This is a genomic window from Pseudomonas sp. 273 (assembly GCF_029201425.1).
Taxonomy (GTDB): Bacteria; Pseudomonadota; Gammaproteobacteria; order Pseudomonadales; family Pseudomonadaceae; genus Pseudomonas; species Pseudomonas delhiensis.
The window spans coordinates 2,326,464-2,345,460 of sequence record NZ_CP116775.1; the positions used below are offsets into that span (position 1 = coordinate 2,326,464).

At 67.7% G+C, this 18,997-nt stretch carries 15 protein-coding genes; 4 read left to right on the plus strand and 11 right to left on the minus strand.

Annotated elements, in window-relative coordinates; translation table 11 throughout:
• Positions 1-30: 30 nt before the first annotated feature.
• The gene (locus PKO50_RS11205; protein ID WP_109933021.1) at positions 31-468 is read right to left on the minus strand and encodes a hotdog fold domain-containing protein; all 438 of its coding nucleotides are present in this window, start codon (positions 466-468) and stop codon (positions 31-33) included.
• 110 nt (positions 469-578) lie between these two features.
• Here PKO50_RS11205 and PKO50_RS11210 point away from each other — a divergent pair, with 110 nt between their 5' ends.
• Positions 579-1,157: a TetR/AcrR family transcriptional regulator gene (locus PKO50_RS11210; RefSeq protein ID WP_043266837.1), complete on the plus strand. Its 579-nt coding sequence runs from the start codon at positions 579-581 to the stop codon at positions 1,155-1,157.
• A 956-nt stretch (positions 1,158-2,113) separates the two neighbouring features.
• On the opposite strand, the gene PKO50_RS11215 is transcribed toward PKO50_RS11210, so the two are convergent.
• From PKO50_RS11215 to PKO50_RS11225, 3 genes are all read right to left on the minus strand, one after another.
• Positions 2,114-2,617: a DUF934 domain-containing protein gene (locus tag PKO50_RS11215; RefSeq protein ID WP_109934976.1), complete on the minus strand. Its 504-nt coding sequence runs from the start codon at positions 2,615-2,617 to the stop codon at positions 2,114-2,116.
• A complete protein-coding gene (locus tag PKO50_RS11220) occupies positions 2,601-4,259 on the minus strand; it encodes a nitrite/sulfite reductase (protein ID WP_109934977.1) in 1,659 nt (552 codons plus the stop codon). The genes PKO50_RS11215 and PKO50_RS11220 overlap by 17 nt, the downstream gene beginning before the upstream one ends.
• A 237-nt stretch (positions 4,260-4,496) precedes the next feature.
• Complete coding sequence (locus PKO50_RS11225; protein ID WP_089390321.1) at positions 4,497-4,991, minus strand: thioesterase; 495 nt, start codon at positions 4,989-4,991, stop codon at positions 4,497-4,499.
• 355 nt (positions 4,992-5,346) lie between these two features.
• On the opposite strand from PKO50_RS11225, the gene PKO50_RS11230 reads away from it, so the two are divergent.
• A complete protein-coding gene (locus PKO50_RS11230) occupies positions 5,347-6,417 on the plus strand; it encodes an ABC transporter substrate-binding protein (RefSeq protein WP_275630465.1) in 1,071 nt (356 codons plus the stop codon).
• On the opposite strand, the gene PKO50_RS11235 is transcribed toward PKO50_RS11230, so the two are convergent.
• From PKO50_RS11235 to metH, 4 genes are all read right to left on the minus strand, one after another.
• The gene (locus tag PKO50_RS11235; RefSeq protein WP_275629708.1) at positions 6,414-6,632 is read right to left on the minus strand and encodes a DUF2970 domain-containing protein; all 219 of its coding nucleotides are present in this window, start codon (positions 6,630-6,632) and stop codon (positions 6,414-6,416) included. The two genes, PKO50_RS11230 and PKO50_RS11235, sit on opposite strands and share 4 nt — an antisense overlap.
• Before the next feature lie 36 nt (positions 6,633-6,668).
• A complete protein-coding gene (locus PKO50_RS11240) occupies positions 6,669-7,994 on the minus strand; it encodes an MATE family efflux transporter (protein WP_275629709.1) in 1,326 nt (441 codons plus the stop codon).
• 431 nt (positions 7,995-8,425) lie between these two features.
• Positions 8,426-8,776, minus strand: coding sequence for a 50S ribosome-binding protein YggL (locus tag PKO50_RS11245; RefSeq protein ID WP_089390325.1), 351 nt, complete (start codon positions 8,774-8,776; stop codon positions 8,426-8,428).
• Positions 8,777-8,797: 21 nt separating this feature from the next.
• Positions 8,798-12,490 carry a methionine synthase gene (metH, locus tag PKO50_RS11250; RefSeq protein WP_275629710.1) on the minus strand — a complete coding sequence of 1,231 codons (3,693 nt, stop codon included), beginning with the start codon at positions 12,488-12,490 and terminating at the stop codon, positions 8,798-8,800.
• A gap of 175 nt (positions 12,491-12,665) precedes the next feature.
• Here metH and PKO50_RS11255 point away from each other — a divergent pair, with 175 nt between their 5' ends.
• Together PKO50_RS11255 and nfuA are read left to right on the plus strand one after the other, a co-directional pair.
• Positions 12,666-14,954, plus strand: a complete 2,289-nt coding sequence (locus PKO50_RS11255; protein WP_275629711.1) for a fatty acid cis/trans isomerase — start codon at positions 12,666-12,668, stop codon at positions 14,952-14,954.
• A 170-nt stretch (positions 14,955-15,124) separates the two neighbouring features.
• Positions 15,125-15,709, plus strand: a complete 585-nt coding sequence (nfuA, locus tag PKO50_RS11260; RefSeq protein ID WP_089390328.1) for a Fe-S biogenesis protein NfuA — start codon at positions 15,125-15,127, stop codon at positions 15,707-15,709.
• Between the two features lie 553 nt (positions 15,710-16,262).
• Here nfuA and PKO50_RS11265 read toward each other — a convergent pair.
• From PKO50_RS11265 to PKO50_RS11275, 3 genes are read right to left on the minus strand one after another with little or no spacing between them, the layout of a single operon-like run.
• The gene (locus PKO50_RS11265) at positions 16,263-17,432 is read right to left on the minus strand and encodes an MFS transporter (protein WP_275630466.1); all 1,170 of its coding nucleotides are present in this window, start codon (positions 17,430-17,432) and stop codon (positions 16,263-16,265) included.
• A gap of 13 nt (positions 17,433-17,445) precedes the next feature.
• Positions 17,446-17,688, minus strand: coding sequence for a DUF1272 domain-containing protein (locus PKO50_RS11270; protein WP_275629712.1), 243 nt, complete (start codon positions 17,686-17,688; stop codon positions 17,446-17,448).
• A gap of 23 nt (positions 17,689-17,711) precedes the next feature.
• Complete coding sequence (locus tag PKO50_RS11275; RefSeq protein ID WP_275629713.1) at positions 17,712-18,722, minus strand: GlxA family transcriptional regulator; 1,011 nt, start codon at positions 18,720-18,722, stop codon at positions 17,712-17,714.
• Between the last annotated feature and the right edge of the window lie 275 nt (positions 18,723-18,997).

Genomic DNA, 18,997 nt, shown 5'->3' on the forward strand with positions numbered 1-18,997 from the left:
CTGCTGGCTCCGGAGTCCGTTCGGGGAAGGTCAGGCCTGGCTGACGTACATGGTGATTTCGGCGCGGAACACCGGCTTGTCGCCGACGTAGGCCAGCACCGGTACCTTGAGGTCGCCCTCGGCGTTCCAGTCCACGCCGCTGCCGTCGGCCACCGCGCGCACGTCGCCGTCGGCCTTGGCCAGGTATTCCACGCTCATGCCGCGGGGAATCCAGCGGCGCCCGGCGGGAATGGACACGTCGGTCATGGTGCCCGCGGCCAGCTCGGCGGCGTTGCACAGCGCAATGGCGTGCACGCTGCCTATATGATTGAGCACCTCGCGGCGCTTGGCGAAGGTCACTTCGGCATAGCCGGGGCGCAGCTCGACGAAGGTCGGCGCGATGCTGGCAAAGTAGGGGGCGACCTGGCCGATCATGGCGCTGAACTGCGCGGGGCCGGCCTGGCGGTACATCTGCATCATCTGACTCATGGTGGCTCCAGGGGTACGGATTGAAAGATGGATGCGCGCCAGGGCAGTATACGAAGACTAGAAATTAATTCTAGAAAAATATTCTAGAAACGATCCGCACAAGGAAACCCATGGGCCGAGCTTCCCGCAAAGACGACATCCTCCAGGCCGCGCTGGCCTGCTTCAGCGAATCCGGCGTGGACGCCACCACCATCGAGATGATCCGCGACCGCTCCGGCGCCAGCATCGGCAGCCTGTACCACCATTTCGGCAACCGCGAGCGGATCATCGGCGCGCTCTACCTGGAAGGCATCGGCCAATACGCGGCCCTGCTCGACGCCGGGCTGCGGGAGGGCATGGGCGCCGAGGCCACGGTCAAGCTGTTCGTCACCTGCTACATCGACTGGGTGGTGGCGCACCCGGACTGGGCCCGCTTCATCCTGCACAACCGCGGCCGGGTGGAGGCGGGGGAGATGGGCGAGCAACTGCGCGAGGCCAACCGCCAGCAGGGCCGGCGCATCGCCGAGCTGCTGGCCGTGCACCGCCAGGCCGGCGCCTTCCGCGAAATGCCCTTCGAGCTGTTCAACTCGGTAGTAATAGGCCCCACCCACGACTACGTGCGCAACTGGCTGGCCGGCCGCACCCGGGTGGAGCTGGCGGATTGCCGCGACCTGTTGGCGCAGATCGCGTGGGAGAGTGTGAGGGCGTAGGGGAGGGGGCTAGGAGTCCGGTGCGGTTGGCGAGGCCGCTCCTACGATCCTGCCGACCGTAGGGCGAATAACCGTTCGCGGTTATCTGCCGCCATCCGTGCCACCGGGGTGTCCGGTGTGGCTGGTGAATCCAATCGCGGACGGAGTCCGCTCCTACGACTGTGCTTCCTGGAACTGTAGGAGCGGACTTTGTCCGCGATCATGGCGGATAACGCCGTAGGCGTTATGCGCCCTACGGGTCAGGATGACGCCTGATTCTCCAGCCGCTCAGGACGGCCCCCTCTCCCGCTTGCGGGAGAGGGTTGGGGAGAGGGCGCGGAGCCAACCCCAGGCACCGTGGCCGCCGGCAAGCGCCATTCGCGAGCAAGCTCGCTCCTACGAAGAGCAACACGGCGTGGTCTGCAAGGCCGTTGTTTCTACGACCCTGCCCAGCCGTAGGGCGAATAACCGTTCGCGGTTATCCGCCGCCATCCGTGCCACCGGGGTGTCCGGCGTGGCGGGTGAATCCAATCGCGGACGGAGTCCGCTCCTACGACGGTGCTTCCTGGAACTGTAGGAGCGGACTCTGTCCGCGATCATGGCGGATAACGCCATAGGCGTTATGCGCCCTACGGGTCAGGATGACGCCTGATTCTCCAGCCGCTCAGGACGGCCCCCTCGCCCTTCAGGGAGAGGGCTGGGGAGAGGGCGCGGAGATAACCACAAGCACCGTGGCCGCCGGAAAACGCCATTCTACGAGGAGCGGGAAACGAAAAAGCCCCGCCAGGCAGGCTGTGTGAAAACCTCAGGATCGGTCCCACTGGTTAAAAAACAACCTGGATTTCGCGTTTCTACGTGGATTCTGGATTGGCTGAATAGCCAAGCCTCTTCAGATTTCACGTAGGAACGCGCTCTTCGAAGAGCCGCTCGGTTTTTCACACAGCCTGCAGGGCGGGGCTTTTTCATGTCGCTACCGATCAGGCCAACTGCCGCCGGCGGAACAGTGGCTGCGGCTGGGTCACCGAAGTCTGGTAGACCTCGCTGAAGTCCTCCAGGCTGGCCAGCGCGTCATGCGGGTCGCGGTCGGCGCGGATGGCGTAGGCGTCGAAACCGCAGCTCTGCATGTAGAACAGCTGGTCGCGCAGCACGTCGCCGATGGCGCGCACTTCGCCCTTGTAGCCGAAGCGCTCGCGCAGCAGGCGCGCGGTGCTGAAGCCGCGGCCGTCGGTGAAGGCCGGGAAGTTCACCGCGATCACCTGGAACCTGTCCAGGTCGCCGGCGATGGCCTCGGGCTCCTCGTCGGCGTCCAGCCACACGCCCAGGCCGCCGTCGCGGCCGCGCAGGGCGGGGCCGTGTTCCAGCCACAGGTTCAGCGGGATGATCACGTCGTCGCTGTTGGGCACGCTTTCCAGGGGGGCGTCCTTGGGCAGCAGGTGCCAGCGGTCGTCGACCACTTCGCGGTGCTTAATGATTCGCTGCATATACGCGCTCCTTGAAGGGGTCGATGCCGATGCGGCGGTAGGTGTCGAGGAAGCGTTCCTCTTCGGTGCGCCGTTCGACGTAGACCTTGATCAGCTTCTCGATCACGTCGGCCATCTGGTCCTGGGCGAAGGACGGGCCGAGGATCTGCGCCAGGCTGGCGTCGCGGCCGGCGCTGCCGCCGAGGGACACCTGGTAGAACTCCTCGCCCTTCTTGTCCACCCCGAGGATGCCGATGTGGCCCACGTGGTGGTGGCCGCAGGCGTTCATGCAGCCGGAGATGTTGAGGTCGATGTCGCCGATGTCGAACAGGTAGTCGAGGTCGTCGAAGCGGCGCTGGATGGCCTCGGCCACCGGGATCGACTTGGCGTTGGCCAGGGAGCAGAAGTCGCCGCCCGGGCAGCAGATGATGTCGGTCAGCAGGCCCACGTTGGGGCTGGCGAAGCCTAGCTCGCGCAGTTCGCCCCAGAGGGTGAACAGCTGCGCCTGCTCGACGTCGGCGAGGATGATGTTCTGGTTATGGCTGTTGCGCACTTCGCCGAAGCTGTAGCGGTCGGCCAGGTCGGCGATGGCGTCCAGTTGCTTGTCGGTCACGTCGCCCGGGGCCACGCCGGTGGGCTTGAGCGACAGGGTCACGGCGACGTAGCCGGGCTTCTTGTGGGCGAAGGTGTTGCGCTCGCGCCAGCGGGCGAAGCCGGGGTGCTCGGCATCCAGGGCGGCGAGGGCGGCATCCTGGTCTTCCAGGGCCTTGTAGGCCGGGTCGACGAAATGCACGGCGACGCGCTGCACTTCCGCCTCGGTCAGGGTGCTGGGGCCGTCCTTGAGGTGCGCCCACTCGGCGTTGACCTTCTCGGCGAAGACCTCGGGGGTCAGCGCCTTGACCAGGATCTTGATGCGCGCCTTGTACTTGTTGTCCCGGCGGCCGTAGCGGTTGTACACGCGCAGGATGGCGTCCAGGTACGACAGCAGGTGCTGCCAGGGCAGGAATTCATTGATGAAGCTGCCGACGATGGGGGTACGGCCCAGGCCGCCGCCGACCAGCACGCGGAAGCCCAGCTCGCCGGCCTCGTTCTTCACCGCTTCCAGGCCGATGTCGTGCACCTCGATGGCGGCGCGGTCGCTCACGGCGCCGTTGACGGCGATCTTGAACTTGCGCGGCAGGTGGGCGAACTCGGGGTGGAAGGTCGACCACTGGCGGATGATCTCGCACCAGGGGCGCGGGTCCACCAGCTCGTCGCGGGCGATGCCGGCGAACTGGTCGGTGGTGGTGTTGCGGATGCAGTTGCCGCTGGTCTGGATCGCGTGCATCTGCACGGTGGCCAGCTCGGCGAGGATCTCCGGCACGTCCTCCAGTTCCGGCCAGTTGAACTGCACGTTCTGGCGGGTGCTGATGTGGGCGTAGCCCTTGTCGTAGTCGCGGGCGATCTGCGCCAGCTTGCGCACCTGCCGCGAGGCGAGCAGGCCATAGGGTACGGCGATGCGCAGCATCGGCGCGTAGCGCTGGATGTACAGGCCGTTCTGCAGACGCAGCGGGCGGAATTCCTCGCCGGTCAGTTCGCCCGCCAGGTAGCGGCGGGTCTGATCGCGGAACTGCTTGACGCGATCCTCTACGATCCTCTGATCGTATTCGTCATATACGTACATGAAAAATCCTGCTGTCAGGCTATAGCGCTCGGGCGTACTGCGCTTCCGAGCGCGCACGGCAACGCGCTCCACGCGGAGTGGCGGGCAAGATACCAGTTAGGGAATATGCGTAAAAGTGAAGTTTGAGTATATGGCGAGAACTTTCTGATATAAGCGCCGTATCCATCGCAACCTTCTCCGCCGGCAGGTGCCGCGAAAGGGGCGCGGAGCCTGGCCGCAGGCCCCTCGCAGGTTCCCTCAGCCCTCGCGGCCGTGGGCTTGGTCGCCCAGCCGGGCGGTATCGACGCGGACGAAGATGGAGTCGCCGATGGCGGTCAGCACGTCGCCGGCATACACCTCGCAGATGATCCGGCTCTTGCGCCCCAGCTCGCCCTCCACGTGCGCGCGCAGGGTCAGCGGTACGCCCATCGGGGTGGGCTTGATGAACTTGATGCCGAGGTGGCCGGTGACGCAGTCCAGGCGCGGCAGGCTGCCCGGCTCGCGGCCTTCGGCGCGGTAGTGGTAGGCCATGGCCGTCCAGTTCGAGTGGCAGTCCACCAGCATGGCGATCAGGCCGCCGTAGACCAGTTCCGGCCAGCCGGTGTACTTGGCCTCGGGCAGGTGCTCGGCCATGACGTGGATGCCGTCCTCGTGCCAGTAGCTCTTGATGTGCAGGCCGTGGGGGTTGCTGCCGCCGCAGCCGTAGCAGATGCCTTCGGGCGCGGCGCGGTCTTGCAGGGAGAGGTTTTCCATGGTGACGCCTTGTTCTTGTTGCGGAAATCGCCCCAGCCTAGCCGGTTTCGCCGCCTGCATGAAGGGCCGCGCCTTGTCGCTGCCCGTGCCCTGGTCTTAACTGCTGGTGGGTCCACCGAAAACAGCAAGAACAAATGGGGGAAACATGAGCGAAGAATCCCGTAACGACAATCGCGACAGCGTGATCGACGCCCGCGCGGCCTTCATCCTCATCCTGCTGGTGGTGGCTACGGCGATATTCTGGGTGAGCCATCAGTAATTTTCGCTCCACCGGTCAGGGTTGAGCGAACACAATGAAGGCAAATGGCTATACTTCACCGGCTTCTGGTCGGTGGGGTGTGGGTTCTTGAGTCTTCTGTGCAGGTCCTGGTTGCTGGTCGCCGGTCTGTTGCTGTCGTTGGGCAGCCAGGCGGCGTCGGTGGTGTTCCTCAACCCGGGACGGTCCGACGAACCCTACTGGGTCAGCTATACCCGCTTCATGCAGGCCGCCGCCGACGACCTGGGCATGCCGTTGCGCGTGCTCTACGCCGAGCGCGACCCGCAGCGCTCGCTGCAGCAGGCGCGCGAGCTGCTGCGCGACGGCCGGCTCCCCGACTACCTGGTGTTCACCAACGAGGGCTACATCGGCCCGGAGCTGCTGCGCCTGTTCGCCGATACCCCCGTGCGCCTGTTCACCGTGAATCACATGCTGACCGCCGACCAGCAGCGCATCGTCGGCGGCAGCCGCGAGCGCTACCGCAACTGGATCGGCAGCCTGGTGGCCAACGAGGAGGAGGCGGGCTACCTGATGGCCCACCGCCTGCTCAAGGCCGGCACGGCGGCGGGGCGGGGGCTGGACCTGCTGGCCTTCTCCGGGCTTGCCCAGGCGCCGGTGGCGCAGTTGCGCGAGCAGGGCATGCGCCGGGCGCTGGCCGACTTCCCGCGGGCCCGGCTGCTGCAGGTGGTGTACGGCGGCTGGGACCGCCAGCGCGCCTATGAGCAGGCGCAGCAGCTGCTGCGCCGCTACCCGCAGGTTCGGCTGGTCTGGTCGGCCAACGACGAGATGGCCTTCGGCGCCATGAAGGCGGCTCGCGAGGCCGGCCACGTGCCGGGGCGCGACATGCTGTTCAGCGGCCTGAACAATTCCCAGGAGCTGCTTTCGGCGGTGGTCGACGGCAGCATCAGCGTGGCCATGAGCGGCCATTTCACCCTCGGCGGCTGGACCATGGTGCTGCTGCACGACTACGACGCCGGGGTGGACTTCGCTGTCCACGGCGGCAAGGACCGCCAGCTGCCGGTGTTCATCCTGCTGGACAAGAGGCGCGCGGAAAAGCTGCGCAGCAGCCTGGCGCGCCCCGGCTATGGCGTGGATTTCCGTGCGCTCAGCCTGGCCCTGCACCCCGGGCAGAAGGATTACCGCTTCAGCCTGCGGCCCCTGCTCGACTAGACCCCCGCCAGGTGCAGCACCAGGCGCACCAGGGCATAGAGCAGCAGGACGAAGACCAGGGTGAAGGCCACGCCGAGGAAGATGAAGTGGCTGGGTTTGCCATGGCTGAAGTCGCGGGTGCGGTTCTTCCCGCTCTGTACGCCGAAGGCGGCGGCCAGCACGCTCTGCAGCATCTGCCAGAAGCTCGGCGGGCGGTTCTGTGAATCGTCGTTCATGGAAGCCTCCTTAGCTGCCGGAAAGCATAGCCGGCCTCAGAGTTCTATCTGCGTCCACTGGCGTTTCTGCCACATCACCGCGAAGATCGCCGAGGCCAGGCCGCGCTGCAGGATCTGCATGCTCCAGATCGCCAGCAGGCCGCCGCCCAGCACCGGGCCGACCAGGTAGGCCAGGGGCAGGAAGAACAGCCACTGGTTGCCTAGGCTGACCGCCATGACCGTGCGCGTGGCGCCGGCGCCGAGCAGCGCCTGGGTCAGCACCAGGGCGGTGGCGTCGATGACCATGCCCAGCCCGGTGAACATCAGCGGCACGCGGCCCAGCTCGATCAGCGCCGGGTCGCTGACGAACAGCCGCAGGATCGCCTCGGGGAACATCCAGAACGGCGTGCCCAGCAGCGCCAGGCCGCAGGCGGCGACCTTGACCACGTCCCAGCCCCAGCGGTGGGCGCTGTCGAAGTCGCCCTCGCCCATGCACTGGCTGACCAGGGTGGTGGCCGCCATGCCCAGGCCGATGCCGGGCAGGATCAGGAACAGCGCCAGGTTGATCAGCACGTGGGCCACCGCCAGCTCGCGGGTGCCGACCTGGGCGATGATCCAGAACAGCAGGGTGATGCCGGCGGCGAAGAAGAACTGCTGCAGCGAGTTGGGCAGCGACAGGCGCAGCATCACGCGGATTTCCCGCTCGCTGGGCAGGCGCGCGAGGAAGCCGTGGGGGCGGGCGTCGCGCCAGGTGATCCAGGCGTAGATCGCCGAGCCCAGGTACAGCGCCAGGGTGGTGCCCAGGCCGCTGCCCACCGCGCCCATGCGCGGCAGGCCGAACAGGCCGTGGATCAGGCTGTAGCTGATGGCGGCGTTGGCCAGGTGCATCACCACCAGGGTGCGCATGTACGTGCCCGAGCGCCGCGTGCCGTTCCAGTAGCCGCGGAAGGCGAAGTTCAGGCCCACGGCCAGCACCGAGAGCGCGCGCCATTCGAAGTAGGGCACACCCACGGCCAGCACTTCGGGGTCGTGGGACAGCAGGCGGACGATGGGTTCGGCGAACAGCAGGCACACCAGGGCGATCGGCAGGGCCAGGCCCAGGGCCACCAGCAGGCCGCAGTTCAGCGGGGTGGCCAGGTCGCCGTCGCGGCCCTCGCCGCGGCGCCGCGCCACCAGCGCCTGGACGCCGGCGCCCAGGCCCATGACCAGGGAGATGGCGACGAAATTGGCGTAGCTGCCGATGCCCACGCCGGCCAGGGACTTTTCCCCGAGGTGCCCGACCATGGCGGCGTCCACCAGGTTGAGCAGGCTCTGGCTGAGCATGCCGCCGATGATCGGCAGCCCCAGGCAGAGGATATTGCGAAGGCGCTCGCGCTCTAGCATGGCGTCCCCGAACTGCAGGTGATCCGGCGATTGTTGGTCGAGGGCGACGGCGCGCCGGTGACCGAGCCCCTCGCAGCAAAGCCTAGCGTAAGGCGGCCGGCGTTGCCCGCTCGGTCGTCGCGCGGGCCCGGGTCCGGCGACGGCTGACGCTTTCCTCCGGGATGGTGTAGGAGCAACTGTCTTACAGGCTCTACCGAAGTGCTCTTCGTAGGAGCGAGCCATGCTCGCCTGCAACGTAGGAGGACCTTGTCCGCGATAGCCGGAACCACCGGCGCGATTCGCGGATGAGATCCGCTCCTACGCCGCCCCACCCATGCCATTCCCCTGTAGGAGCGCGCCCTGCGCGCGAAATCGCAGGCAGGGCCTGCTCCTACAGGTTGCCGATGGGCACGGCATATATCCCGTAGGAGCGGACTCCGTCCGCGATTGCCTCAGTCCAGCAACCCGTGCCAGCAGTCGCTCAGCTCGCCCAGTTCGGAGGAGGTGCACCAGGCCTGGCTCTGCAGCCACTGGCGGACGGTCTCGCGGTCGGCTTCGTCGAGGCTGCCGACGGCGTTCAGGCACAGGTAGCCGGTGAACTCGCCGTCCTCGGTGGCGCCGCCGACGAACAGCCAGCCCTGGGATTCGACGAAGGCGATCCACTGGTCGAGCACTTCGTCCAGGTCACCGCTGTAGTGCACTTCCAGGCTGAAGCCCAGTTCCTTGAACTCGGCCAGGCGCAGTTTCTTGCGCAGGCGGCGCTTGCGCGGTTTTTCCATCTGTTCGGGGGTGAGGTATTTCATCTTTCGCTCCTGGAAGGCGGATCAGGCGTCGTAGCCCAGGTTCGGCGACAGCCAGCGTTCGCTGACCGCCACGTCCTGGCCCTTGCGGGCGCTGTAGGCGTCGATCTGGTCCTTGTCGACCTTGCCCACGGCGAAGTACTGCGCCTGCGGATGGGCGAAGTACCAGCCGCTGACCGCGGCCGCCGGGAACATGGCGTAGTGTTCGGTGAGGGTGACGCCGGACAGGCCCTTGGGGTCCAGCAGCTGGAACAGGGTGCCCTTTTCGGTGTGGTCCGGGCAGGCCGGGTAGCCGGGCGCCGGGCGGATGCCGACGTACTGTTCGCGGATCAGCGCATCGTTGTCCAGGTGCTCGTCCGGCTGGTAGCCCCAGTACTCCTTGCGCACGCGCTCGTGCAGCCACTCGGCGCAGGCCTCGGCGAGGCGGTCGGCCAGGGCCTTGACCATGATCGCGTTGTAGTCGTCGCCCTTGGCCTCGTAGGCCTTGGCCACTTCCTCGGCGCCGATGCCGGCGGTGGTGATGAAGCCGCCGACGTAGTCCTTCACGCCGCTGCCCTTGGGCGCGACGAAGTCGGCCAGGCTGAAGTTCGGCTTGCCGTCGGGCTTGATGGTCTGCTGGCGCAGGTGGTGCAGGGTGGCCAGCTTGTGGCCGTCGTCGGCGTAGACTTCCAGGTCGTCGTGGTTGACCTGGTTGGCCGGCCAGAAGCCGAAGACGGCCTTGGCGCGGATCAGCTTCTCGTCGATCAGCTTGCGCAGCATCGCCTGGGCGTCGTTGAACAGGCTGGTGGCGGCCTCGCCGACCACTTCGTCGGTGAGGATGCGCGGGTACTTGCCGGCCAGGTCCCAGGAGATGAAGAAGGGCGTCCAGTCGATGTACTCGGCGAGCACGTCCAGGTCGATGTCTTCCAGCACCTTCACGCCGGTGAAGGAGGGCACCGGCGGCTGGTAGCCGGCCCAGTCGAACTGCGGCTTGGCGGCGATGGCCGCCTCGTAGCTCAGGCGCTCGGTGCGCGCGCTGCGGTTGGCGGTGCGCTCGCGGACCTCGGCGTACTCCTCGCGCAGCTTGCGGGCGTAGTCGGGCTTCATTTCCTTCGACAGCAGGGTGGTGGCCACGCCCACCGCGCGCGAGGCGTCGGTGACGTAGACCACGGCGTCGTTGCTGTACTGCGGGTCGATCTTCACCGCGGTATGCGCCTTGGAGGTGGTGGCGCCGCCGATCATCAGCGGCAGGCTGAAGTTCTGCCGCTGCATTTCCTTGGCGACGTGGACCATCTCGTCCAGCGACGGCGTGATCAGCCCGGACAGGCCGATGATGTCGCACTTCTCGGCGATGGCGGTCTGCAGGATCTTCTCCGCCGGCACCATCACGCCCAGGTCGACGATGTCATAGCCGTTGCAGCCCAGCACCACGCCGACGATGTTCTTGCCGATGTCGTGCACGTCGCCCTTCACCGTGGCCATGAGGATCTTGCCCTTGGCCTCGGGCTTGTCACCCTTTTCCGCCTCGATGAAGGGGATCAGGTGGGCCACCGCCTGCTTCATCACGCGGGCCGACTTGACCACCTGCGGAAGGAACATCTTGCCGGCGCCGAACAGGTCGCCGACCACGTTCATGCCGCTCATCAGCGGGCCTTCGATGACCTCGATGGGCCGTGCGCACTTCTGCCGGCATTCCTCGGTGTCTTCGACTATGTAGGTGGTGATGCCCTTGACCAGGGCGTGCTCCAGGCGCTTCTCGACGCTATGGCTGCGCCATTCCTCGTCTTCCACTTCCTTGGCCGCGCCGCCGCCCTTGTAGTTGTCGGCGATGGCCAGCAGGGCCTCGGTGGCGTCCGGGCTGCGGTTGAGCACCACGTCCTCGACCTTGTCGCGCAGCTCCTTGGGGATCTCGTCGTAGATCTCCAACTGGCCGGCGTTGACGATGCCCATGGTCAGGCCGTTGCGGATGGCGTAGTAGAGGAACACCGAGTGGATGGCCTCGCGCACCGGGTTGTTGCCGCGGAACGAGAAGGACACGTTGGACACCCCGCCCGAGGTGAGCGCGTAGGGCAGGTTGTCGCGAATGTAGGCGCAGGCGTTGATGAAGTCGACCGCGTAGTTGTTGTGTTCCTCGATGCCGGTGGCCACCGCGAAGATGTTCGGGTCGAAGATGATGTCTTCCGGCGGGAAGCCCACTTCGTTGACCAGGATGTCGTAGGAGCGCTGGCAGATTTCCTCCTTGCGCGCCTGGGTGTCGGCCTGGCCGGCCTCGTCGAAGGCCATCACCACCACCGCGGCGCCGTAGCGCTTGCACAGGCGGGCGTGGTGCTTGAACTGCTCGACGCCTTCCTTCATGGAGATCGAGTTGACGATGCCCTTGCCCTGGATGCACTTCAGGCCGGCCTCGATCACCTCCCACTTGGAGGAGTCGATCATGATCGGCACGCGGGAGATGTCCGGCTCGGAGGCGATCAGGTTGAGGAAGGTGACCATGGCCGCCTTCGAATCCAGCATGCCCTCGTCCATGTTGATGTCGATCACCTGGGCGCCGGCTTCCACCTGCTGCTGGGCCACTTCCAGGGCCTCGGCGTAGTTCTCCTCGCGGATCAGCCGGGCGAACTTGGCGGAGCCGGTGATGTTGGTGCGCTCGCCGACGTTCACGAACAGCGAGCTGCGGTCGATGGTGAAGGGCTCCAGGCCCGACAGGCGGCAGGCCTTGGGAATCTCGGGGATGACCCGCGGCGGGTACTTGGCCACGGCCCTGGCGATGGCCTCGATGTGCGCCGGGGTGGTGCCGCAGCAGCCGCCGATGATGTTGAGGAAGCCGGATGCGGCGAACTCCTCGACCACCTCGGCCATCTGCGCCGGGGTCTCGTCGTACTCGCCGAAGGCGTTCGGCAGGCCGGCGTTGGGGTGGGCGGAGACGTGGGTGTCGGCCTTGGTCGCCAGCTCTTCCAGGTACGGGCGCAGTTCCTTGGCGCCCAGGGCGCAGTTCAGGCCGACGGAGATCGGCCTGGCGTGGTGCACCGAGTTCCAGAAGGCCTCGGTGGTCTGCCCGGACAGGGTGCGGCCGGAGGCGTCGGTGATGGTCCCGGAGATCATGATCGGCAGTTCGAAGCCGAGTTCCTCGTAGACGCCCTGCACGGCGAAGATCGCCGCCTTGGCGTTGAGGGTGTCGAAGATGGTCTCGATCAGGATCAGGTCGGCGCCGCCTTCGATCAGGCCGCGGGTGGCCTCGCTGTAGTTCTCCACCAGCTCGTCGAAGGTGACGTTGCGGAAGCCCGGGTCGTTGACGTCCGGGGAGATCGAGCAGGTGCGGCTGGTCGGGCCCAGCACGCCGGCGACGAAGCGCGGCTTGTCGGGGGTCTCCAGGGTCTTGGCGTCGGCCACTTCGCGGGCCAGGCGCGCGCCCTCGACGTTCAGTTCGTAGACCAGCGCTTCCATGCCGTAGTCGGCCTGGGACACCTGGGTGGCGTTGAAGGTGTTGGTCTCGAGGATGTCGGCGCCGGCGTCCAGGTAGGCCTTCTCGATGGCCTGGATGACGTCCGGGCGGGTGAGCAGCAGCAGGTCGTTGTTGCCCTTCACGTCGCTCGGCCAGTCGGCGAAGCGGGTGCCGCGGTAGTCCTCTTCCTGCAGCTTGTAGCTCTGGATCATGGTGCCCATGCCGCCATCGAGGATGAGGATGCGCTCCTTCAGGGCTTTCTGCAGGGCTTGCTGGCGGGCGGCACGGTCGGACATGGGAACTACCTGGAAAAGGGCGTGACAAAGGGTCGCTGATGATAGCAAACCTGCAGGGGATTTGAGCTGACCGGCCTTTTACATGAGCGCGGCTCATGTTGGACCGGCCATCGATTGGCCGCAAACGCCCGCGGAGCCGCTAGAATCCGCCTATTCACGAGGTAGGGAGTACCAGATGTCCTTGCGCGCATCCTTTGCGTTGACCATTGCGTTCATGCTGCTTTCAGCCGTTGCCCAGGCGGCCGGCATTTCCTACAGCAAGGACATACAGCCGATCTTCACCGAGAAGTGCGTGGCCTGCCACGCCTGCTACGACTCGCCGTGCCAGCTCAACCTGAGCGCCGCCGAGGGCGCCCAGCGCGGCGCCAACAAGCTGCCGGTGTACGACGGCACGCGCACCAGGGCCCAGGAAACCACCCGCCTGTTCCTCGATGCCCATGGCGCCGACGCCTGGCGGCGCAAGGACTTCTGGTCGGTGCTGGACGCCCGCGGCGGCCAGGCCGCGTTGATGCAGCGCATGCTCGACCTGGGCCACGCCCACCCGCTGGTGCCCAACGCGAAGATCCCCGAGGGCCTGGACCTGTCGATCAACCGCAGCAACCAGTGCCCGACGCCGGACAGCATCGACGACTTCGTGCAGAAGAACCCGCGCAGCGGCATGCCCTTCGCCGTCACCGGCCTGAGCGATGCGCAGTACGCCACCCTGAAGAAATGGCTGGCCGAGGGCGCGCCGGTGGACGAGCAGGCCTGGCAGCCCGGCGCCGGCGAGGCACGGCAGATCGGCGAATGGGAGCGCTTCCTGAACCAGCCCGGCGCCCGCGAGAGCCTGGTTTCGCGCTGGCTCTACGAGCACCTGTTCCTCGCCCACCTGTACTTCGAGGACCAGGGCGCGCCGGGGCACTTCTTCCAGCTGGTGCGCTCGCGCACGCCCAGCGGCCAGCCCATCGACCCCATCGCCACGCGGCGGCCCAACGACGACCCCGGGGCGGCCTTCTACTACCGCCTGTGGCCGATCCAGGGCGTGATCGTGCACAAGACCCACATCACCTACCCGCTGAGCCCGGCCAGGCTGGCGCACACCCGCGAGCTGTTCTTCGCCGACGCCTGGACGGCCGACAAGGTGCCCGGCTACGGCCTGCAGCACCGCGCCAACCCCTTCGAGACCTTCGCCGCCATCCCGCCGCGCTCGCGCTACCAGTTCATGCTGGACAACGCCGAGTACTTCGTCCGCACCTTCATCCGCGGCCCGGTGTGCCGCGGGCAGATCGCCACCGACGTGATCCGCGACAACTTCTGGGCCATCTTCCAGGACCCGGCCCACGACCTCTACGTCACCGACCCGGCCTACCGGGCCAAGGCCACGCCGTTGCTCGGCCTGCCCGGGCAGATCGACGACATGGGCCAGATGCTCCAGCAATGGACCAGCTACCGCGACAAGCGCAACGAATACGAGGCGCTGCGCCTGGACGCCTACGAGGACGCCCCGGCGCCGACCTGGGCGGACATCTGGCACGGCAACGACAACGCGCTGCTGTCGATCTTCCGCCAATACGACAGCGCCTCGGTGCGCAAGGGCCTGATCGGCGGCATCCCGCAGACGCTATGGTGGATGGACTACCCGTTGCTGGAGCGCACCTACTACCAACTGGTGGTCAACTTCGACGTCTACGGCAACGTCTCGCACCAGGCGCAGACGCGGCTGTACTTCGACCTGATCCGCAACGGCGCCGAGCAGAACTTCCTGCGCCTGATGCCGGTGGCCGCGCGCGAGCACCTGCTCGACGACTGGTACCAGAACAGTGGCAGGCTGAAGATGTGGCTGGACTACCAGAACCTCGACAACGACGCGCCCACCGGCCTGGACCTGCCGGAGAAGGGCGCCAAGAACGCCTTCGCCGTCCAGTTGCTGAGCCGCTACGCCAGCCTCGACGCGCGGCCCGACCCGATCAACCTATGCCAGGATGGCGGCTGCTACCGGCCGAAGGCCCCGCGAGCGCTGCAGGATGCCGAACAGGCCTTCAGCCGCCTGGTCAGCCGCCCGGCGGCGGGGCTCAAGGTGATCGAGCAGTTCCCCGAGGCGACCATCCTGCGCGTCGAACTGCCCGGCGGAAAACGCGAGATCTACACGGCGCTGCGCAACCGCGCCCACAGCAACGTCGCCTTCATGCTCGGCGAGTCGCTGCGCTACCAGCCGGGGCTGGACACCCTGACCATCTACCCGGGCGTGCTCTCCAGCTACCCGAACTTCATGTTCGACCTCAAGGCGGAGGAGGCCGGCGACTTCGTCACGGCCCTGGAGCGGGTGCAGGGCCAGGAAGACTTCGACAAGGTGGTGGAGCGCTGGGGCATCCGCCGCAGCCACCCGCAGTTCTGGTCCTACTTCCACGACCTCGACGCCTACCTGCGCGAGACCGAGCCGGTGGAGGCGGGGGTTCTGGACATGAATCGCTACGAAAACCTTTGAGGCGGCGGCAGGCAGCAGGCTACAGGCGGCAGGCAAGAGCGGCTTGAAGCCTGCGGCCTGGAGCCTGCCGCCTGAAGCCGCTACTTGCGAACTATTCCTACTAATTTGGTAGGGCTTTATCCGGGTGGGGCGAATGGCGTAAACTGCCCCCACGTTTGCGAGGAGTTGCCATGAGCGCCATCACCATTACCGAAGCTGCCCAGGGTTACCTGGCCGAACTGCTGGCCAAGCAGGACACCCCGGGCATCGGCATTCGCGTCTTCATCACCCAGCCGGGCACCCAGTATGCGGAAACCTGCATCGCCTACTGCAAGCCGGGCGAGCAGAAGCCGGAAGACACCCCGGTCGGCCTGAAGGACTTCACCGCCTGGATCGACGGCATCAGCGAGCCCTTCCTGGAAGACGCCGTCGTCGACTACGCCACCGACCGCATGGGCGGCCAGCTGACCATCAAGGCGCCGAACGCCAAGGTGCCGATGGTCAACGAGGACAGCCCGATCAACGAACGCATCAACTACTACCTGCAGACCGAGATCAACCCCGGCCTCGCCAGCCACGGCGGCCAGGTCAGCCTGGTCGAGGTGGTCGAGGACAACATCGCCGTGCTGCGCTTCGGCGGCGGCTGCCAGGGCTGCGGCATGGTCGACATGACCCTCAAGGACGGCGTCGAGAAGACCCTGATCGAACGCATCCCGGAACTGAAGGGCGTGCGCGACGTCACCGACCACAGCAACAAGGAAAACGCCTACTACTGAGTGGTGGGTGTTTCGACAAAAAGCCGCCCCTCGGGGCGGCTTTTTTGTGCGCGTGGCAGTGTTGCACGCGGTCGCGGTGATGGGTATCGCTTCGCTCAACCCATCCTACAAAAGCCCCCGCGGCCGTGCTCTTCGTAGGAGCGAGGGGGACGCCTAGTTCTTGCTCGCGAACCGCATGGCACCGCGTTTGTTCGCGAGCAAGCTCGCTCCTACGAGAAGCCGTGCTTGCCTGTACGTGCCCGCGATTCGCGCGCAGGGCGCGCTCCTACAATGGGAATGGCGCGGGTGGGGCAGCGTAGGAGCGGATCTCATCCGCGAATCGCGCCGGGACCTCCGGCTATCGCGGACAAGGTCCGCTCCTACGGGGGAGGAATACCGTGTCTCCCGGCGACCTGTAGGAGCGGGCCCTGCCCGCGATTCGCGCGCAGGGCGCGCTCCTACATGGAATGGCGTGGGTGGGGCAGCGTAGGAGCGGATCTCATCCGCGAATCGCGCCGGGATGGCCGGCTATCGCGGACAAGGTCCGCTCCTACGGGGGGAGGAATACCGTGGCTCAGGCGCTGGCCGGCTGGCGTCGGCGCGCCGGCCAGAGCAGCGCCAGGGCGAACGCCAGCACCGGCCACACCAGCAGGTTCACCGCGCTCCAGCCCAGGCTGGTGATGAGCGCGCCGGAGCTGAACGACATCAGCGCCGCCATCAGGCTGTTGCCCTGTTCCATCAGCCCCTGCGCCTGGCCGCGTTCCTCCGCGCCATGGCCCTCGCCGAGCAGGGTGGTGCCGGCCACCAGCATCAGGTTCCAGCCCATGCCCAGCAACAGCGAGCTGGCCAGGAAGTGGCCATGGTCCAGCCCGGCCAGGGCCACGCCGGCGCTGGCCGCCAGCAGGGCGATGCCGAGCAGGGCCACGCGGCGGCTGCCGAGGCGGTCCACCAGCGGGCCGGCGACGAAGGCCGGGAGGAACATGCCGAGGATGTGCCACTGGATCACGCTCGCCGAGCTTTCCAGCGACAGCCCGCAGAACTGCATGGCCAGCGGCGTGGCGTTCATGATCAGGATCATCAGCCCGTGGCCGGCGGCGGTGCAGGCCATGGCCGCGCGCACCAGCGGCCGGCCGAGCAGCGCGCGCATCGCCGCCAGGCCGCCATGGGGCGGGCGCGGCGCGGCGCCTTCGCGCAGCCGCGCCATCAGCAGCAGGCCGACGAGCGCGAGTGCGGCGATGGCCAGGTAGGCGCCGACGAAGGGCGTGGGCAGCGCCTGCCGGGCCCACAGCGCCAGGCTGGGCGCCAGCAGCGCGGCCAGCACGCCGCCGCCGATCACGTAGGCGCTGGCGCGGCCCTTCTCGGCCTCGCCCACCGCCTCCAGCGCGGCGAAGCGGTAGTACATGGCCGAGGCCTGGTAGGCGCCGATGGGCAAGGCGCCCAGGCACAGCAGGGCGAACGAGCCAAGCTGCACACCCAGGGCGCAGGCCAGCCCGCCGAGCACGCCGCCGGCGGCACCCAGCATCAGCCCGGGGCGGCGGCCGTGGCGCTGCATGAACAGCGACAGCGGCTGCACCGCCAGCAGGTTGCCCAGCACCAGCAGGGCCAGGGGCAGGGTGGCCAGGCTGTTGAGCGGCGCCAGTTGCGCACCGATCAGCGAGGTCAGGGTGATGCCGATCAGCGAGCAGGACCAGTACAGCGCCTGGCCGAGGAACAGCAGGCGCAGCGCGCCGTTGCGCAGTAGCAGCATGTCCGCGCCCTCAACCCTGGCAGCCGCCGGGCTTGAGTACCCGCTGCGTCGAGGCCGGGTGGCGCAACAGCGCGTCGGCCGGGCGGCGCGGCCGTTGCAGCAGCTCGCCGCCGCAGTTCGGGCATTGGCCGCCGAGCACACCTTCGGCGCAGTCGCGGCAGAAGGTGCATTCGAAGGTGCAGATGCGCGCGTCCGGGCTGTCGCCGGGCAGCTCGCGGTCGCAGCATTCGCAGGTGGGGCGCAGTTCGAGCATGGCGAGGTCCTTCTGGCTGGGGATCAGGCGTCGGCGTGCTGGCCGAAGCGTTCGGCGTATTCCTGGGGGCTCACCGCCAGGTGCTTGTGGAAGGTGCGCCGCAGGTTCTCCGGGTGGCCGAAGCCGCACAGCCGGGCCACGGTGGCGATCGACGCCCGGGCGTCCTGCAGCAGGGCGCGGGCGGCTTCCAGGCGGACCTTCTCGACGTAGCGCCCCGGCGCCACGCCCAGCTCGCCGATGAACACCCGCGAGAGGGTGCGCGGGCTCATGCAGGCCTGCTCGGCCAGGGCTTCCAGCGACAGGTCGGCGCCGAGGTTGGCCGGGATCCACTCCAGCAGCGCGGCCAGGCGCGGCGCGCGCACCGGCTCGGGGGTCAGCCAGGCGCTGAACTGCGCCTGGCCGCCGGGGCGCCTGAGGAACATCACCAGGCGCCGGGCCACGGCCAGGGCCAGCGGGCGGCCAAGGTCGGCCTCCACCAGCGCCAGGGCCAGGTCGATGCCGGCGGTGACCCCGGCGGAAGTGAACACGTGGTCGTCGCCGTCGCGGCGGCTGGGGTCGTAGGTGTGCAGGCGGTCGCCCTGCACCTGGACCGCGGGGTGGCACGCGCGCAGGGTATCGACGTCGGCCCAGTGGGTGGTGGCGGTGCGCCCGTCGAGCACCCCGGCGGCGGCCAGCAACAGGGCGCCGGAGCACACCGAGCCGAGGCGCCGCACCTGGCCCTCGGCGACGCGCAGCCAGGCCAGCAGCGCGGCATTGGCGCACTGTGCCTCCACGCCCAGGCCGCCGGGCACCAGCAGGGTGTCGAGCCCGGCGGCATCCGTGTCACCCCAGGCGGCGTCGGCGCAGATACGCAGGCCGGCGGAGGTGGCCACCGGGCCTTCGTTTTCGCCCAGCACCAGCAGCTGGTAAGGCGCCGGCAGGCCCTGGCGCTGGCGCTCGACGTTGGCCGAGGCGAACACCTGCAGCGGGCCGGTGACGTCCAGGCTCATCACGTCGGGGTAGATCAGGCTGGCGATGCAGCGGGTGGCGGGCATGGCGGATGGCTCCCGGGGTTTGCCGGGAGTGTGCGCCTGGCGTGGTGTGGCGACAATGCCAGGTAGCCCACGGATCTTGCCAATCGTTTGCCGGCGCTCCCGGAGGGCCCAGCGCGGCCTGGGAGTTCAATTGCGGACTCTGTCCGCGATTCGGCGGATAACGCCGTAGGCGTTATGCGCCCTACGGGGAGTCCGGGAGCTTCGTGGTTTCCCACCACGCCGGACGGTCCCCTCTCCCGCTTGCGGGGAGGGTTAGGGAGGGGGACGGCGTCAGG

Coding starts and splice junctions, on each gene's coding strand:
- PKO50_RS11275 (WP_275629713.1), bottom strand. CDS start 18,722: ATGCCCGCCACCCGCTGCATCGCCAGCCTGATCTACCCCGACGTGATG.
- metH (WP_275629710.1), bottom strand. CDS start 12,490: ATGTCCGACCGTGCCGCCCGCCAGCAAGCCCTGCAGAAAGCCCTGAAG.
- PKO50_RS11245 (WP_089390325.1), bottom strand. CDS start 8,776: ATGAAATACCTCACCCCCGAACAGATGGAAAAACCGCGCAAGCGCCGC.
- PKO50_RS11210 (WP_043266837.1), top strand. CDS start 579: ATGGGCCGAGCTTCCCGCAAAGACGACATCCTCCAGGCCGCGCTGGCC.
- PKO50_RS11240 (WP_275629709.1), bottom strand. CDS start 7,994: ATGCTAGAGCGCGAGCGCCTTCGCAATATCCTCTGCCTGGGGCTGCCG.
- PKO50_RS11225 (WP_089390321.1), bottom strand. CDS start 4,991: ATGGAAAACCTCTCCCTGCAAGACCGCGCCGCGCCCGAAGGCATCTGC.
- PKO50_RS11215 (WP_109934976.1), bottom strand. CDS start 2,617: ATGCAGCGAATCATTAAGCACCGCGAAGTGGTCGACGACCGCTGGCAC.
- PKO50_RS11270 (WP_275629712.1), bottom strand. CDS start 17,688: ATGCTCGAACTGCGCCCCACCTGCGAATGCTGCGACCGCGAGCTGCCC.
- PKO50_RS11205 (WP_109933021.1), bottom strand. CDS start 468: ATGAGTCAGATGATGCAGATGTACCGCCAGGCCGGCCCCGCGCAGTTC.
- PKO50_RS11220 (WP_109934977.1), bottom strand. CDS start 4,259: ATGTACGTATATGACGAATACGATCAGAGGATCGTAGAGGATCGCGTC.
- nfuA (WP_089390328.1), top strand. CDS start 15,125: ATGAGCGCCATCACCATTACCGAAGCTGCCCAGGGTTACCTGGCCGAA.
- PKO50_RS11235 (WP_275629708.1), bottom strand. CDS start 6,632: ATGAACGACGATTCACAGAACCGCCCGCCGAGCTTCTGGCAGATGCTG.
- PKO50_RS11255 (WP_275629711.1), top strand. CDS start 12,666: ATGTCCTTGCGCGCATCCTTTGCGTTGACCATTGCGTTCATGCTGCTT.